This is a genomic window from Roseateles puraquae (genome assembly GCF_002205845.1).
In the GTDB taxonomy this organism is placed as follows: Bacteria; Pseudomonadota; Gammaproteobacteria; order Burkholderiales; family Burkholderiaceae_C; genus Pelomonas; species Pelomonas puraquae.
Map to the genome: position 1 here is coordinate 476,248 of NZ_NISI01000005.1, position 14,009 is coordinate 490,256.

The 14,009-nt window shown below is 69.7% G+C and carries 14 protein-coding genes; 7 read left to right on the plus strand and 7 right to left on the minus strand.

Annotation, left to right across the window (positions count from 1 at the left end):
* Nucleotides 1-28: 28 nt before the first annotated feature.
* Both CDO81_RS14640 and CDO81_RS14645 read left to right on the plus strand, forming a co-directional pair.
* Nucleotides 29-1,012, plus strand: a complete 984-nt coding sequence (locus CDO81_RS14640) for a diacylglycerol/lipid kinase family protein (RefSeq protein WP_088483957.1) — start codon at nucleotides 29-31, stop codon at nucleotides 1,010-1,012.
* Entirely contained in the window at nucleotides 1,009-1,803 is a 795-nt protein-coding gene (locus CDO81_RS14645) for a metallophosphoesterase family protein (protein WP_088483958.1), read from the plus strand. The genes CDO81_RS14640 and CDO81_RS14645 overlap by 4 nt, the downstream gene beginning before the upstream one ends.
* Before the next feature lie 10 nt (nucleotides 1,804-1,813).
* Here CDO81_RS14645 and CDO81_RS14650 read toward each other — a convergent pair whose 3' ends face one another.
* From CDO81_RS14650 to CDO81_RS14675, 6 genes are all read right to left on the minus strand, one after another.
* Complete coding sequence (locus CDO81_RS14650) at nucleotides 1,814-3,151, minus strand: sensor histidine kinase (protein WP_088483959.1); 1,338 nt, start codon at nucleotides 3,149-3,151, stop codon at nucleotides 1,814-1,816.
* Nucleotides 3,151-3,807 carry a response regulator transcription factor gene (locus CDO81_RS14655; RefSeq protein WP_088483960.1) on the minus strand — a complete coding sequence of 219 codons (657 nt, stop codon included), beginning with the start codon at nucleotides 3,805-3,807 and terminating at the stop codon, nucleotides 3,151-3,153. Before CDO81_RS14655 ends, CDO81_RS14650 begins: the two co-directional genes overlap by 1 nt.
* Before the next feature lie 43 nt (nucleotides 3,808-3,850).
* Nucleotides 3,851-4,285 (minus strand): universal stress protein, encoded by a 435-nt coding sequence (locus CDO81_RS14660; protein WP_088483961.1) that lies wholly within the window; start codon nucleotides 4,283-4,285, stop codon nucleotides 3,851-3,853.
* A gap of 66 nt (nucleotides 4,286-4,351) precedes the next feature.
* A complete protein-coding gene (locus CDO81_RS14665; RefSeq protein ID WP_088483962.1) occupies nucleotides 4,352-5,176 on the minus strand; it encodes a sulfurtransferase in 825 nt (274 codons plus the stop codon).
* A complete protein-coding gene (locus CDO81_RS14670) occupies nucleotides 5,173-6,057 on the minus strand; it encodes a DMT family transporter (protein ID WP_088484056.1) in 885 nt (294 codons plus the stop codon). Before CDO81_RS14670 ends, CDO81_RS14665 begins: the two co-directional genes overlap by 4 nt.
* A 17-nt stretch (nucleotides 6,058-6,074) precedes the next feature.
* Nucleotides 6,075-7,199 (minus strand): aromatic ring-hydroxylating oxygenase subunit alpha, encoded by a 1,125-nt coding sequence (locus tag CDO81_RS14675; RefSeq protein WP_088483963.1) that lies wholly within the window; start codon nucleotides 7,197-7,199, stop codon nucleotides 6,075-6,077.
* A 232-nt stretch (nucleotides 7,200-7,431) separates the two neighbouring features.
* Between CDO81_RS14675 and xseB the strand changes: the two genes are divergently transcribed.
* The 3 genes from xseB to dxs are packed head-to-tail and all read left to right on the plus strand — an operon-like array spanning nucleotide 7,432 to nucleotide 10,510.
* A complete protein-coding gene (gene xseB, locus CDO81_RS14680) occupies nucleotides 7,432-7,689 on the plus strand; it encodes an exodeoxyribonuclease VII small subunit (RefSeq protein WP_088483964.1) in 258 nt (85 codons plus the stop codon).
* A complete protein-coding gene (locus CDO81_RS14685) occupies nucleotides 7,686-8,573 on the plus strand; it encodes a polyprenyl synthetase family protein (RefSeq protein ID WP_241517009.1) in 888 nt (295 codons plus the stop codon). The genes xseB and CDO81_RS14685 overlap by 4 nt, the downstream gene beginning before the upstream one ends.
* A 44-nt stretch (nucleotides 8,574-8,617) precedes the next feature.
* Nucleotides 8,618-10,510 carry a 1-deoxy-D-xylulose-5-phosphate synthase gene (gene dxs / locus CDO81_RS14690; RefSeq protein WP_088483965.1) on the plus strand — a complete coding sequence of 631 codons (1,893 nt, stop codon included), beginning with the start codon at nucleotides 8,618-8,620 and terminating at the stop codon, nucleotides 10,508-10,510.
* Between the two features lie 31 nt (nucleotides 10,511-10,541).
* Here dxs and CDO81_RS14695 read toward each other — a convergent pair whose 3' ends face one another.
* Nucleotides 10,542-11,423 (minus strand): LysR family transcriptional regulator, encoded by an 882-nt coding sequence (locus CDO81_RS14695; RefSeq protein ID WP_088483966.1) that lies wholly within the window; start codon nucleotides 11,421-11,423, stop codon nucleotides 10,542-10,544.
* A 69-nt stretch (nucleotides 11,424-11,492) separates the two neighbouring features.
* On the opposite strand from CDO81_RS14695, the gene lysA reads away from it, so the two are divergent.
* Both lysA and CDO81_RS14705 read left to right on the plus strand, forming a co-directional pair.
* Nucleotides 11,493-12,737 (plus strand): diaminopimelate decarboxylase, encoded by a 1,245-nt coding sequence (gene lysA / locus CDO81_RS14700; protein ID WP_088483967.1) that lies wholly within the window; start codon nucleotides 11,493-11,495, stop codon nucleotides 12,735-12,737.
* Nucleotides 12,738-12,792: 55 nt separating this feature from the next.
* On the plus strand, nucleotides 12,793-13,923 hold the full coding sequence (locus CDO81_RS14705; protein ID WP_088483968.1) for an HD-GYP domain-containing protein: 1,131 nt from the start codon (nucleotides 12,793-12,795) through the stop codon (nucleotides 13,921-13,923).
* The last annotated feature ends 86 nt before the right edge of the window (nucleotides 13,924-14,009 follow it).

A 14,009-nucleotide genomic window follows, 5' to 3' on the forward strand; every position in this document is an offset into this window, starting at 1 on the left:
ACGGCCAACCCTGCGACGCTTGCAAGCCATGGCACCCGAACCCGCCCGCCGCAACGCCCCGCTGCTCGTCGTCTTCAATCGCTCGTCGGGCCGAGGTGACCGCGACGCGGTGGGCCCTGCCGTCGAGGCGGCGTGCCGGGCGGTCGGCCGGGCGTGCGAGTTGTTCCCGGTGACGCAGGGCGGGCAGTTGCCTGAGGTGGCACGTCAGGCGGTTCAGCGGGCGGTCGACGTGGGTGGCGTTGTCGTCGCGGCGGGTGGCGACGGCACGATCAATGGCGTCGCCCAGGCGGTCCTGGGCAGTGGCTGCGCCTTCGGCGTGCTGCCGCGCGGCACCTTCAACTACTTTGCGCGCACGCACGGCATCCCGACGGAACTGGACGACGCGCTGCAGGTGCTGCTGCATGAAGAGGCCGTGCCGGTGCAGGTGGGGCAGGTCAACGGCCGCGTCTTCCTGGTGAACGCCAGCGTGGGCCTGTACGCGCAGTCGCTGGAGGACCGGGAGGGCTGGAAGCAGCAGTTCGGCCGGAGTCGCCTGGTGGCCCTGGCCTCCGGGGTGCGGACCATCCTGCGCGGGCATCGCAGCCTGCGCCTGACGGCTGAGCTGCCCGATCGCAGCTGGATGGCGCGCACGCCGACGCTGTTCGTCGGCAACAACGCGCTGCAGATGGAGCAGGTGGGCCTGCCCCAGGCCCAGGCCATCGACACCGGGCGCCTGGCCGGCGTGATGCTGAAGCCCGTGGGGCGGTGGTCGCTGCTGGCCTTGCTGGCACGCGGCGCCTTTGGTCAGCTGAGCGAGGCGGACGAGGTGGTGCACTTTGCCTTTCGCAGCTTGACGGTGAATGTGCGTGCCGGCGGCGCGCGCCGTATCAAGGTCGCCACCGATGGCGAGTTGACCGCCATGACCATGCCTTTGCGATTCGAGGTGGCCGCCAGCCCGCTGCGGCTCATCCGCCCGCCCGGGTTGGCGCCCGAACGGCGCGAGGCGCAGGCCGCCACGGAGGCCGGCGCATGAGCCTGGTGCTGCAGATCTCGGACACGCACTTCGGCACCGAGCGTCCGGTCGCCGTCGCGGCGTTGCAGGCCTTGTGCGAGGCGCAGCGGCCCCAGGTGCTGCTGGTCACGGGCGACATCACGCAGCGCGCCCGGCCCCGTGAGTTCGCCGCGGCCAGGGCCTGTTTCGACGCCTTGCCAGTGCCGACGCGCCTGGTGCTGCCGGGCAATCACGACATCCCCTTGTTCGACGTGTTCACGCGCGCCTTCGATCCGTACCGCCGCTATGCGCAGGCCTTCGGTCGCCCGCTGGAGGGGGAGGTCGAGCGTGACGACCTGCTGCTGCTCGCCGTGAACACCACGCGGCGCTGGCGGCATGTGCATGGTGAGGTGTCGCCGGAGCAGATCGAGCGCGTCGCGGCCCGCATGGCCCAGGGCAGGCCCGGTCAGCTGAAGCTGGTGGCGGTGCACCAGCCAGTGGCTGCGGTCACGCCGCAAGACCAGCGCAATCTGCTGCGCGGCTGCGAGCGCGCTGTGCAGGCCTGGGCGGCTGCGGGTGTGGACGCCGTCGTGGGGGGGCACATCCACCTGCCCTACGTACTGCCGCTGCAGGCGCGGTGGCCGGCGTTGCTGCGCCCGATGTGGGCCGTGCAGGCCGGCACGGCGCTGAGCCGGCGTGTGCGGGACGGTATCGGCAACTCCGTGAACCTCATCCACACCGGCGCGCCCGCGCGGGTCGAGCGCTGGGATCTGGACGAAGCCGCGGGACGGTTCACACCGGTGGCGGTGACCCGCATCGGGGCAGGCGCCTGAGGGACGCCGCTCAGTGCGCTTTCGGCCACGACACCACCAGCCCGCAGCCGCGCCCGTCCAGGCCATCGGTGATGCGCACGCCACCGCCCAGCCGCAGGGCAGCACGCCGCACGATGGCCAGGCCCAGGCCGGTGCCGGCCACCTCGGCGCCGGTGGCACCCCGCCAGAAGCGCTCGAAGGCGGCTTCGCGGTCGGCTGGCGGAATACCCGGCCCATCGTCCTCCACGCGCAGGCAAAGCGTGTGCCTGCCCGCCTCCAGCGTGACGGCCACGCGTCCGCCGGCGGGTACGTAGCGCAGGGCGTTGTCCAATAGGTTGAGCAGCACGGTCTCGAACGCGGCGCGAGGCAGGCGAACGCGCAACGAGGGCGGCGCATCCAGCGAGAGATCGAGCCCGAGCGCCTGGGCCTGGGGGGCGAGTTGGGCCAGGGTCTGTTCGACGAGGTCGGTCAGGTCCACCTCGTCGGTACCGCCGCTGCGGGTCTCGTCCAGCGTGGCCAGGGTCAGCAGCTGGCGGCTCAGGTGCGCAGCGCGCTGCAGGGCGGCATTCAGCGCCGTTGCGGCGCGTTCGCGCTCCGGTGCGCTACCCGCGTGGGCGAGCAGGTGAGCCTGGGCGGCCACCACGGCCATCGGTGTGCGAAGCTCGTGGGCCGCGTCCTGCACGAAGGCGCGCTCGCGGTCGCGCTGCTGGCGCAGCCGGTCGAGCAGCGCGTCAAAGGCACTGGCCAGGGTGCGGAGTTCGTCATGGCGTGGTGTCAGCCCCAGGGGTGACAGGTCATGGGCTTCGCGCACGGACACCGTGTGGGTCAGTTGTTGCAAGGGCTGCAGGCCCCGCCGCACGGCGATCCACAGCGGCAGCAGCACCAGCGGAAACGCCAGCAGCAGGTAGCCGGCGAGCTCGCGGCCGAACCAGCCGAGCACCGTCGTGTCGCTGACGCGCGGCTCTGCGATGACGAGCCGCCAGGGGCCTCGGCGGGCTTCGGCCGTCCAGTGCGTGCCCGGGCGGACGGTGGTGGCGCCGGGCGTGGCGAAGACGGTCTGGCCGTTCGCGTCCTGCAGCTGGAATTCGACCGTGCCGGGCAACTGTCCCGACTCGCGCCGCATGCGGTTGAGCATCTGTGCCGAGGCCTGCGTGACCAGTGCGGCGTCGCGCGGCTCGTCGGTATCGGCCAGGGTGGCGCCGAGATGGTCGGCCAGGGTCTGCACGCCGGGGTGGGTGGCCATGTCGTGCTTGAACTCGGCGTAGTCCAGCGCCAGCAGGGCGGCGGCCACGAGGCCGAAGGCCAGCACCAGCGCGCCGAACAGCCGGCGCGGCAGGGTGGGCCGCAGCAGGGCGCGCAGTCCTGGCATCACGTCAGGAGCTGGTAGCCGATACCGCGCACGGTGCGGATGCGCTCCGCGCCGATCTTCTTGCGCAGGTTGCTGACATGCATCTCCAGCGTGGCGGCATCCACGGGTTCGTCCAGCGGCGACAGGCGCTGCGCAATCCGGCTCTTGGCCACGACCGCACCCGGCTCGCGCGCGAGCTCGGTCAGCAGCTGGAACTCGCGGGCGGTCAGAGGCAGCGGTTGGCCGGCCAGGTGGGCGGTGCGGGCGCGCGGGGCGATCGTGAGGTCGCCGAACTGCCAGGTTTCATGGGACTGGCGTGCGCTGCGCCGCACCACGGCATGCAGGCGCGACACCAGCTCCGGGATGTCAAAGGGTTTGAGCACCACGTCGTCAGCGCCACCGTCCAGCCCCGCCAGGCGGTCTTCCAGCGCAGTGCGGGCAGTGATGATGATGACGGGCGTCGCCTGGTCTTCGCGCCGCCAGCGGGCCAGCAGCTCAAAGCCGGAACCGTCCGGGAGGCCGAGATCCAGCAGCACGCAGTCGACCGGTGTGCTGGCCAGCTGGCGGGGCGCGTCTTGCGCGCGGCGAAGCCATTCACAGCTGAAGCCCTGCTGGCGCAAAGCGGCCTGCAGGCTGCGGCCGAGGTCCAGGTCGTCTTCGATGAGCAGCAGATGCATGGCCGGTGATTGTCACCAGCCCTGCCTCAAGCGCTGCCAAAGATCACTTCACCACGAGCACCGGCAGTTCGGTGTGGGTCAGCACCTTCTGCGTTTCGCTGCCCAGCAACAGGGCGGCCACGCCGCGCCGGCCATGGGAGGCCATGACGATCAGGTCGACGCCCTCGGACTTGGCGTGGTCGATGATGGCTTCCCAGGCATGCAAGGCCTCGATGGTGTGGCCCTTGCAGGCCATGCCTTGCGCAGCCGCGGCGGCGCAGACGGCCTCGACCCGCTGACTGGCCACGCGCTGCTGCGCGTCGATGAACTCCTGAGGCGGCACGGGCTGGATCTCCGACACCGCGCTGTACGGGAAGGGCTCCATCACGCTGAGCGTGAGCAGCTGGGCGCCGTGCACCTGGGCCAGCTGCACCGCGGTGGTCACCGCCTTGGCGGTGATGTCGGAGCCGTCGGTCGGGACGAGGATGCGCTTGAACATTCGGTCCTCCAGTCGTTGGGGTGGACCACAGTGTGGACCATCACCGACCGTGGCGTTTGTCGGAGATCAAGCCTTTGCAATGGGGCGCGCCGGTTCGGACGACCATTCGCTCCAGGAGCCGGGGTAGAGCACGCCGTCCCCGAGGCCGGCGTGGGTCATGGCGAGCAGGTTGTGGCAGGCCGTCACGCCCGACCCGCATTGGTGCACCACGTCAGCCGCGGCGTAGGGGGCGAGCAGGGCGGCGAACTCGGCCCGCAGTTGCTCGGCGGGCTTGAAGCGGCCGTCCGGGCCGAGGTTGTCCTTGAAGAAGCGGTTGCTGGCGCCAGGGATGTGACCGGCGGCCTTGTCCAGCGGCTCCACGTCGCCGCGAAAACGTTCGGCGGCGCGGGCGTCGATGAGGCGCACCCGGCCGAGGCGGGCCAGGAGAGTGGCGGCGTCAATCTGGCTGACCAGGGGCGCGCCCGGCTGCCAGTTGCTGGGCGCGGCGGTGGGCAGGGCGGGGGTGAGTTCACCGTCCCAGGCGCCGTCCAGCACGGCGACCTCGGCATGGCCCATCCAACGCAACATCCACCACAGGTGGGCGGCATAGGGGCCGCCTTGGCGGTCGTAGGCGACGACCTGGCGGCCGGCCGTCAGGCCCAGGCGGCGCAGCAGCGCGGCGAAGGTGTCGCGTGTGGGCAGGGGATGGCGGCCACGGAAGGCGCCGTCAGGGCCCGTCTTGTCGCCGCACAGGTCGCGGTCCAGGTGCAGGTAGAAGGCGCCCGGGATGTGGCCGGCCCCGTAGGCACGCTCGCCCGCGTCGGTGTCGGCCAGGTCGAAGCTGACCTCGATGATCAGCGGGTCGTGCAGCGCGCGCAGCTCGGCGCAGGAGATCAGGGTGGTGTGCGTCATGACTCGGCGGGGTTGAATTGGCTGTCCTTCGGCGGCGGGGCGACCTTGCTGCGCAGCAGTGTGGCGCCGACGCCGGCCCCGATGATCAGCAGCATGCCCACGGTGGCCTGCCATGTCAGCGGGTCTTTGAAGAGCAGCATGCCGTAGCCGAACGAGAACACGATGCCGAGGTACTGCAGGCAGGCGTTTACCAGCGGCTTGCCGGTGCCGTAGGCGCGCGTCAGGCAGACCTGGGCCGTGGTGGCCAGGATGCCCACCGCCAGCAGGAGGCAAGCCCCCCAGAGCGTGTGGCCGTGCAGGCCGCCCTCGGTGATGCCGGTGATGACGGCGCCCGCCACGCAACCGCCGACCGAGAAATAGAAGACCACCCGCAGTTCGGGTTCGCCCACGCGGCCCAGCGCCGTCACCTGCAGGTAGGCCATCGCGGCGATCATGCCGGACAGCAGCCCGGCCAGGCCATGCCAGAGCTGCTGCTGGTCCAGCGTCGGCCGCAGGATGAGCGCCACGCCCACGAAGCCCAGCAGCACCGCCGCCATCAGCCGCCAGTCCAGCTTCTTGGCGCCCATCAGCACCGCGCCGCCGAGCAGGAAGAGGGCCATCCAGACGGAGGACATGTAGTTCAGCGTCATCGCCGTGGCCAGGGGCAGCTTGCCGATGGCATAGAACCACAGGCACAGCGAGGTGACGCCGGAGATGCTGCGCCACAGGTGCATGCCCGGCAGACGTGTCTTGAGGCTGATGCCGGCGCGATGCGAGAGCAGGGCCATCATGACCGAGCCCACCAGGCCCCGGTACATGACGATCTCGCTGGCCGCGTAGAACTCGCTGGCCAGCTTGACGCAGACGCCCATGGTGGCGAACAGGAAGGTCGCCAGGATCATGAGCGCCGACGCGGGCATCAGGCGCCGTTGCCTTCGCGCATGCCCATTTCGTTGCGATACCACTCATGGAAGTGCTGCATGCCGTCTTCCATCGGGCTCTGGTAGGGGCCGACCTCGTTGTCGCCCCGGTCGAACAGCGCCTTGCGGCCGGCGTCCATGCGCTCGCCGATCTCGTCGTCCTCGACGCAGGTCTCCATGTAGGCCGCCTGGTGCGCCTCGACGAACTCGCGCTCGAAGGCGGCGATCTCCTCGGGGTAGTAGAACTCGACGAGGTTGACCGTCTTGTGCGGGGACACCGGGTGCAGGGTCGACACCACCAGCACGTGCGGGTACCACTCGACCATGATGTGCGGGTAGTAGGTCAGCCAGATGGCGCCGGCCTGCGGGGGGCGGCCCTCGCGGTACTTCATCAGCTGGTCGTGCCAGCGCTGGTAGACCGGGGTGCCCGGCCGTTCCAGGCCCTTGTGCACGCCCACCGTCTGCACGGAGTGGTGGCGGCCGAACTCCCAGGCGAGGTCGTCACAGGTGACGAAGCCGCTCAGGCCCGGGTGGAAGGGGCCGACGTGGTAGTCCTCGAGGTAGACCTCGATGAAGGTCTTCCAGTTGTAGTTGCACTCATGCACCTGGACCTTGTCCAGCACGAAGCCGGAGAAATCCAGCTGCGCGCGCGGGCCGAGGTGGGCGAGTTCAGCCGCCACGTCGTGGCCGTTCTCCTCGAACAGCAGACCGTTCCATTCGCGCAGCGGGTAACGCTTCAGGTTGAGGCAGGGGTCCTGCGCAAAGTGCGGCGCCCCGATGAGTTCACCCTGGTGGGAATACGTCCAGCGGTGCAGCGGGCAGACGATGTTGGCCTGGGTGTTGCCGCGCCCGCGCAGCATGATGGCCTGGCGATGCCTGCAGACATTGGAGATCAGCTCCACGCCCTGGCGCGAGCGCACCAGCGCGCGGCCTTCCCCCTCCTGGGGCAGGGCGTAGAAGTCGCCGATTTCCGGGACGGCCAGTGCATGGCCGACATAGCGGGGCCCTCGCTGAAAGATGCTCGCCTGTTCACGTTGGAACAGATCGGAATCGAAGTAGGCGCTCACCGGGAGCTGGGTCTGGCTGCGCTGCAGCGCCGAGACGGGAAGGCTCAGGTCGGACATGATCCAGGCGGGTCTTTCAGGCGAAGTAGGGGTGCTGCGTCCCTCCGGCGCATCTCGGGGTTGCCGAGTCGGCCAGGTTGCTAGGTGTGGAAAGGGGAGTCCTGGCGCGCGGGCGCGCTCAGGCGAGAGGGTCGGGATTCTACGCATGCCTGTCTCCTGCTGCCGACGGTTACGTCTGTGCCCCTCAGACCGGGGAAACCCGCTGACTACAATTGCCGTTTCGCGTTTTGAAATGACAAAGACCTCGTCACGCACCAAAGTGGCCGCTGCCGACGGCTCAGACCTCACCTACGAGCAGGCGCTCGATGAGCTGGAGCGCCTGGTCGCGGCGATGGAAGGCCAGCAACTGCCGCTGGACAAGCTGCTGGAGAGCTACAAGCGCGGCGCCGAGCTGCTCGCGCTGTGCCGCGGGCGGCTGGAGGCGGTCGAGCAGCAGGTCAAGCTGCTGGATGGCGCCGAACTGAAGGCCTGGGAGGGCCCGGAATCTTGAATGCACATGACTTTGAGCGCTGGACGGCGGAGTCCCTGACGGCCGTCGAGGCCGCGCTGGACGAGCTGGTGCCAGCAAACGCGCCCGCCGGCCTGGGCGAAGCGATGCGCTATGCGGTGCTGGGCGGTGGCAAGCGGCTGCGCCCGTTGCTTGTGCTGGCCAGCTGCGCGGCGGTGGGCGGTGAGCGCTTCGCCGCCATCCGCGCGGCCTGCGCGGTGGAGTTGATCCATGCCTATTCACTGGTCCACGACGACATGCCCTGCATGGACGATGACGTCATGCGCCGTGGCAAGCCCACCACCCATGTGGCCTTCGGCGAAGCGCAGGCCATGCTCGCAGGTGACGCGATGCAGGCCCTCGCCTTTGAGGTCCTGACGCCTGACACGGGCATTGCGCCGGCTCTGCAGGCGCGGCTGTGCTCTTTGCTGGCGCGCTCGGCGGGCCACGACGGCATGGCCGGCGGCCAGGCGATCGACCTGGCCAGCATCGGCAAGCAGCTTGACGAATGCACCCTGCGTGACATGCACCGCCGCAAGACCGGCGTGCTGCTGCAGGCCAGCGTGATGATGGGCGCGGCCTGCGGACCGGCCTCGGCGCAGGCCACGAAGTCGTTGTCCGACTACGGCGCAGCGCTCGGCCTGGCCTTCCAGGTGGTCGATGACATCCTGGATGTGACGCAGGCCTCCGAAGTGCTGGGCAAGACCGCCGGCAAGGACCAGGACGCCAACAAGCCCACCTACGTCAGCGTGCTGGGCCTGGGCGCCGCGCGGGCCCTCGCCCAGCAATTGCGTGCCGAGGCCAAGGCAGCGCTCGCGGCCACCGGGCTGGCCGATGTGAGCCACCTCAGCCTGCTGGCAGACTCCGTCGTCGAGCGGGACAACTGAGCCTGCCGCTCAGCGACCGAACAACCGAAGTACAAAGGGCCGCCATGGACTACTCGCTGCTCAAGACCATCGACAGCCCCGCCGACCTCCGTCGCCTGCCGCGCACGGAGCTCAAGCGGCTGGCCGATGAACTGCGCGCCTATGTGCTGGAAAGCGTCTCCAAGACGGGCGGCCACCTCGGCTCCAACCTGGGAACGGTCGAGCTGACGGTGGCGCTGCACTACGTCTTCAACACCCCCGAGGACCGGCTGGTGTGGGACGTGGGCCACCAGACCTACCCGCACAAGGTCCTGACCGGTCGGCGCGACCGCATGAGCGGGCTGCGCCAGCTCGGCGGCATCAGCGGCTTCCCGCGGCGCGACGAGAGCGAGTACGACACCTTCGGCACCGGTCACTCCTCCACCAGCATCTCGGCGGCCCACGGCATGGCCATGGCCGCCAAGCTCAAGGGCGAGAACCGCAAGGCGGTGGCCATCATCGGCGACGGCTCCATGACGGCGGGCATGGCCTTCGAGGCGCTGAACAACGCCGGCGTGGCGCACGGCGGGGTGCTGGGCGACGTGCTCGTCATCCTGAACGACAACGACATGTCCATCAGCCCGCCGGTCGGCGCGCTGAACAAGTACCTGGCCCGCCTGATGAGCGGCAGCTTCTATGCCGCCGCTCGCGAGGGCGCCAAGAGCGTGCTCAAGAACACGCCGCTGTACGAGTTCGCCCGCAAGTTCGAGGAACACACCAAGGGCATGGTCGTGCCCGGCACGATCTTCGAAGAGTTCGGCTTCAACTACGTCGGCCCCATCGACGGCCACGACCTGGACTCCCTCGTGCCCACGCTGGAGAACCTGCGCGACAAGAAGGGCCCGCAGTTCCTGCACATCGTCACCAAGAAGGGGGCGGGCTACAAGCTGGCGGAGGCCGATCCGGTCAAGTACCACGCCGCGTCGGGCAAGTTCGACCCGGCAGTGGGTTTCGTCAAGCCGGCCACGCCGCCCAAGCTCACGTTCACGCAGGTGTTCGGCGACTGGCTGTGCGACATGGCCGAGGCTGACCCGCGCCTGGTGGGCATCACGCCCGCCATGCGCGAGGGCTCGGGCATGGTCGAGTTCCACAAGCGCTTCCCGCAGCGCTATCACGACGTGGGCATCGCCGAGCAGCATTCGGTGACCTTCGCCGCGGGCCTGGCCTGCGAAGGCGTGAAGCCCGTGGTGGCCATCTACTCGACCTTCCTGCAGCGCGCCTACGACCAACTGGTGCACGACGTGGCCATCCAGAACCTGCCGGTTCTGTTCGCGCTGGACCGCGCCGGCCTCGTGGGCGCCGACGGTGCCACGCATGCCGGCAACTACGACATTGCCTACACGCGCTGCATCCCCAACATGTCGGTGCTGACACCGGCCGATGAAAACGAGTGCCGCCAGGCGCTGTACACCGGCTTCCTGCATGACGGCCCGGTGACCGTGCGCTACCCGCGCGGTGCGGGTGTTGGCGTCGTGCCTGAAGCCAAGATGACGGCTCAACCCTGGGGCAAGGGTGAAGTGCGCCGCCGCGGCGAGCGCGTGGCCATTCTGGCCTTCGGCACGCTGCTCTACCCGGCGCTGGAGGCCGCCGAGCGGCTCAATGCCACGGTGGCCAACATGCGCTTCGTGAAGCCGCTGGACGCCGAGCTCGTGGCGGAGCTGGCGCGCAGCCACGATGCGCTGGTCACCGTCGAGGACGGCTGCATCATGGGCGGTGCCGGCAGCGCCGTCACCGAGGCGCTGAACGCGGCCGGGCTCAGCATCCCGGTGTTGCAGCTCGGCCTGCCCGACGAGTTCATCGAGCACGGCGATCCGGCCAAGCTGATGAGCCTGTGCGGCCTGGATGCCGCCGGCATCGAGGCCAGCATCGTCAAGCGCTTTGGCGCGAAGCCGGCCGTGGTGCGTGCGTCGGCGGGCTGATCGCCCGCGACGCCAGCGTTTCCTGCACGCCTCACCCGCGTGCGCGCAGGGCTTGAAGCAGAGCGCCCGCCAGGGGCTGCGCCGGGCGGTGCAGCGGCATCAGCGCTGACACCCGATAGGGGATCGACACGCCCAGTGGCCGCACGACGAGACCGTCGCCCGCGCAGGCCTGCGCCGTGAGCGGGTTCACGATGGCCAGCCCCAGGCCAGCCCGCACCAGCTCGCACACCGCGACCGCGCTGTGGGTCTGCACCCGCAGGCGCCGGGCTACGCGGGCGGCGTCAAAGCGCGCGTCGATCTCGCGGCGGTAGGGGTCCTCGGTGGCCAGGCTGATGAAGTCCTGGCCTGCAAAGTCCGCCAGCGCCAACCGCTCGCGCGCGGCCAGCGGGTGGCTGGCGGGCAGCACCGCCACCTCGTCGGCTTCGAGCACGGGTTCGATGCGTACGCCGGGCACCGGCGTGGCTTGCTCGGCCAAGCCCAGGTCAAAGCGTTGCTCGCTCATCCAGGCATCCAGCAAGGGCGGCTCGGCCGGTGTGATGTCGACGCGGGCGCCGGGGTGGCTGGCCAACAGGGTCGCCAGCGCGTCCGGCAGCACGGCATGGCTGAGGGCGGGCAGGCTGAGCACGGTCAGCTCGGCGTCCTCGTCACGGCCCAGGGCCTGCGCCCGCTCGATGACGCGGCCCAGGCCCTGGAAGCTACGTTCCACCTCTTCGAACAAGGCCCGCGCCCGGGCGGTGGCCTTGAGACGTCCGCGCTCGCGCTCGAACAGGGCATAGCCGAGCAGCTGTTCCAGCCTTGCGAGGTCGCGCGACAGCGTGGGCTGCGAGGTGTGCAGCAACTGGGCCGCAGCCGTGACGCTGCCGGCGGTCATGACGGCCCGGAAGACTTCAATGTGGCGGTGCTGGATATCCATATCAGTGCTGAATTGTCGCGCCACAAAATGCAATTGGATTGCATGCGCTGATGCAGGCATCCTGCGGGCATGACCAAGCCCCTTCCCGCCGCCCTGAGCCCCACCCGCCTGCAGGCACTCGCTGCCGAGTACGGCACGCCGCTGTGGGTGTACGACGCCGCCACCATCCGGGACCGCGCCGCCTCGCTGAAGCGTTTCGACGTGGTGCGCTTCGCGCAGAAGGCCTGCTCCAACGTCCACATCCTGCGGCTGCTGCGCGAGGCCGGCGTGAAGGTCGACTCGGTATCCCGCGGCGAGATCCTGCGGGCGCTGGCCGCGGGCTACACGCCCGGCGGGGATGACATCGTCTTCACGGCCGACCTGCTGGACCACGCCACGCTCGCCACGGTCGTGGAGCACCGCATCCCGGTGAATGCCGGCTCCATCGACATGCTCGACCAGCTGGGTGCCGCATCGCCCGGCCATGCGGTGTGGCTGCGCATCAACCCGGGTTTCGGCCACGGCCACAGCCACAAGACGAACACCGGCGGCGAGCACAGCAAGCATGGCATCTGGCATGCCGACCTCGGTGCGGCGCTGGCGGCCGTGCGGCGCCATGGCTTGCAGCTGGTGGGCTTGCACATGCACATCGGCTCGGGCGTGGACTACGCGCACCTCGCGCAGGTCGGCCAGGCCATGGTGGGGCTGGTGCGCGAGACGGTCGCGGCGGGCCATGACCTGCATGCCATCTCGGCCGGCGGCGGGTTGTCGATTCCCTACCGTGAGGGGGATGCCCGCATCGACGTGGCCCACTACTTCGGCCTGTGGGATGCCGCCCGGCGCGAGGCCGAGACGGTGGTGGGCCACGCGCTGACGCTGGAGCTGGAGCCGGGCCGCTACCTGGTCGCCGAAAGTGCGGTGCTGCTGGCCGAGGTGCGTGCGGTCAAGAACGCGGGGGCCAATCGTTTCGTGCTGGTGGACGCGGGCTTCAACGAGCTGATGCGCCCGGCGATGTATGGCGCCTTCCATGCGATGAGCCTGATCAGCACCGGCAGCGCAGAGGGTGGGCTTCAAGCCACGGTCGTCGCCGGCCCGCTGTGCGAATCGGGCGATGTGTTCACGCAGGGCCCAGGCGGCGAGGTGCTGACCCGCGAACTGCCGCCCGCGGTCGTGGGCGACCTGCTCGTCATCCACGATGCCGGCGCCTATGGCGCCTCCATGTCCAGCAACTACAACAGCCGCCCCTTGGCCGCCGAGGTGCTGGTGGACGGTGAGCGCAGCCGCCTGATCCGCCGTCGCCAGACGGTCGAGGAATTGTTGGCACTTGAAGTCTGACAGCCTGCTGTCACTCCTGAGGGCAGGGGCGTGATTTGCGGGGATCATCCGGGCCATGAAATTGGTCCCGATCCAGCAGGTGGGCGGTCATATCAAGGCGGGGGCGGCACTGCCGTTCGGCGTGCGCGATGCCGAGGGCAAGCTGCTGCTCGCCAAAGGGCAGATGGTGCCCAGCGAGCAGATGCGCGAGGCCCTGCTCAACCGCGGCGTCTTCGTCGACCTCGATGAACTGCGCGACGCCTCCGCGCGTGGCAGCGACGGCGGGACGGGGGCCGAGGACTTCTTCGCCCGATGGGAGGCCCTGCAGACACGGCTGTCGGTGCTGCTGCGCTCGCCCCAGGAGCCGCTGTTCCTGCCGCGCGTCAAGGAGTGCGCCGCGCAGCTGATCGGCTGGGCCGAACGCTTTGCCGATCAGCTGCTGTTCGTCGTCATCCAGCACGACCACAACCGCCACGAGGTCTACGGCCTCGCGCACCTGCTGCACACCGGGGCGATCTGCGCCGTGCTGTCACGCCGCCTGGGCTGGCCGCTGGAGCGCCAGAAAAGCCTGGTCGGCGCCGCGTTGACGATGAACCTGTCGATCATCGACCTGCAGGGCCGCCTGGCCTCGCGCGGCGGCAAGCTGCTGCCGCCACAGCGGGCCGCCATCAACCGCCACCCCGACGAAGCCGTGGCCTGGCTGCGCAACGCCGGCCTGGACGACGCCGAATGGCTGGCCGCCGTGGCCCAGCATCACGAGCAACCCGGCGGTGGCGGCTATCCGCAGAACCTGCCCGACCCCTGCGAGGCGGCGCAGCTGCTGCGGCTCGTGGACATCTTCCTGGCCAAGCTCGCCAGCCGCGGCGGCCGTCCGGGCATGGCCGCGCCCCAGGCGGCCAAATCGCTCTACACCGGCAGCCAGGGTCATTCCTTCGCGGCCTTGATGGTGAAGGAGTTCGGGCTCTATCCTCCCGGGACGCTGGTCAAGCTGGCCAGCGGCGAGGTGGCGGTGGCCGTGCGCCGGGGTACATCCGGCAACACGCCCATCGTCAGCGCGCTGATGAATCGTCATGGGGATGCCTTAGGCTCGCCGATCAGGCGCGACACCGCGGTGCCGGAACATGCCGTCACCGGCCTGGTGCCCGCACAAGTGCTGCGCGTCAAGCTGAGCCCGCACCAGCTCTACGACCGGCGCTACGAAGCCTGAATCGGGCCAATAGGCCTGCTCAATGGCGGCGATTTGATTAAAGTTTTCAACTGAAAACTGCCTTTCGATATAGTTCTGCCTATCCC

Bases quoted from the DNA above. Each gene is read 5' to 3' on its own strand.
- CDO81_RS14660 (WP_088483961.1), bottom strand. From the start codon at position 4,285: ATGTTCAAGCGCATCCTCGTCCCGACCGACGGCTCCGACATCACCGCC.
- CDO81_RS14645 (WP_088483958.1), top strand. From the start codon at position 1,009: ATGAGCCTGGTGCTGCAGATCTCGGACACGCACTTCGGCACCGAGCGT.
- lysA (WP_088483967.1), top strand. From the start codon at position 11,493: ATGACCAAGCCCCTTCCCGCCGCCCTGAGCCCCACCCGCCTGCAGGCA.
- dxs (WP_088483965.1), top strand. From the start codon at position 8,618: ATGGACTACTCGCTGCTCAAGACCATCGACAGCCCCGCCGACCTCCGT.
- CDO81_RS14705 (WP_088483968.1), top strand. From the start codon at position 12,793: ATGAAATTGGTCCCGATCCAGCAGGTGGGCGGTCATATCAAGGCGGGG.
- xseB (WP_088483964.1), top strand. From the start codon at position 7,432: ATGACAAAGACCTCGTCACGCACCAAAGTGGCCGCTGCCGACGGCTCA.
- CDO81_RS14655 (WP_088483960.1), bottom strand. From the start codon at position 3,807: ATGCATCTGCTGCTCATCGAAGACGACCTGGACCTCGGCCGCAGCCTG.
- CDO81_RS14695 (WP_088483966.1), bottom strand. From the start codon at position 11,423: ATGGATATCCAGCACCGCCACATTGAAGTCTTCCGGGCCGTCATGACC.
- CDO81_RS14650 (WP_088483959.1), bottom strand. From the start codon at position 3,151: ATGCCAGGACTGCGCGCCCTGCTGCGGCCCACCCTGCCGCGCCGGCTG.
- CDO81_RS14675 (WP_088483963.1), bottom strand. From the start codon at position 7,199: ATGTCCGACCTGAGCCTTCCCGTCTCGGCGCTGCAGCGCAGCCAGACC.
- CDO81_RS14670 (WP_088484056.1), bottom strand. From the start codon at position 6,057: ATGATCCTGGCGACCTTCCTGTTCGCCACCATGGGCGTCTGCGTCAAG.
- CDO81_RS14640 (WP_088483957.1), top strand. From the start codon at position 29: ATGGCACCCGAACCCGCCCGCCGCAACGCCCCGCTGCTCGTCGTCTTC.
- CDO81_RS14665 (WP_088483962.1), bottom strand. From the start codon at position 5,176: ATGACGCACACCACCCTGATCTCCTGCGCCGAGCTGCGCGCGCTGCAC.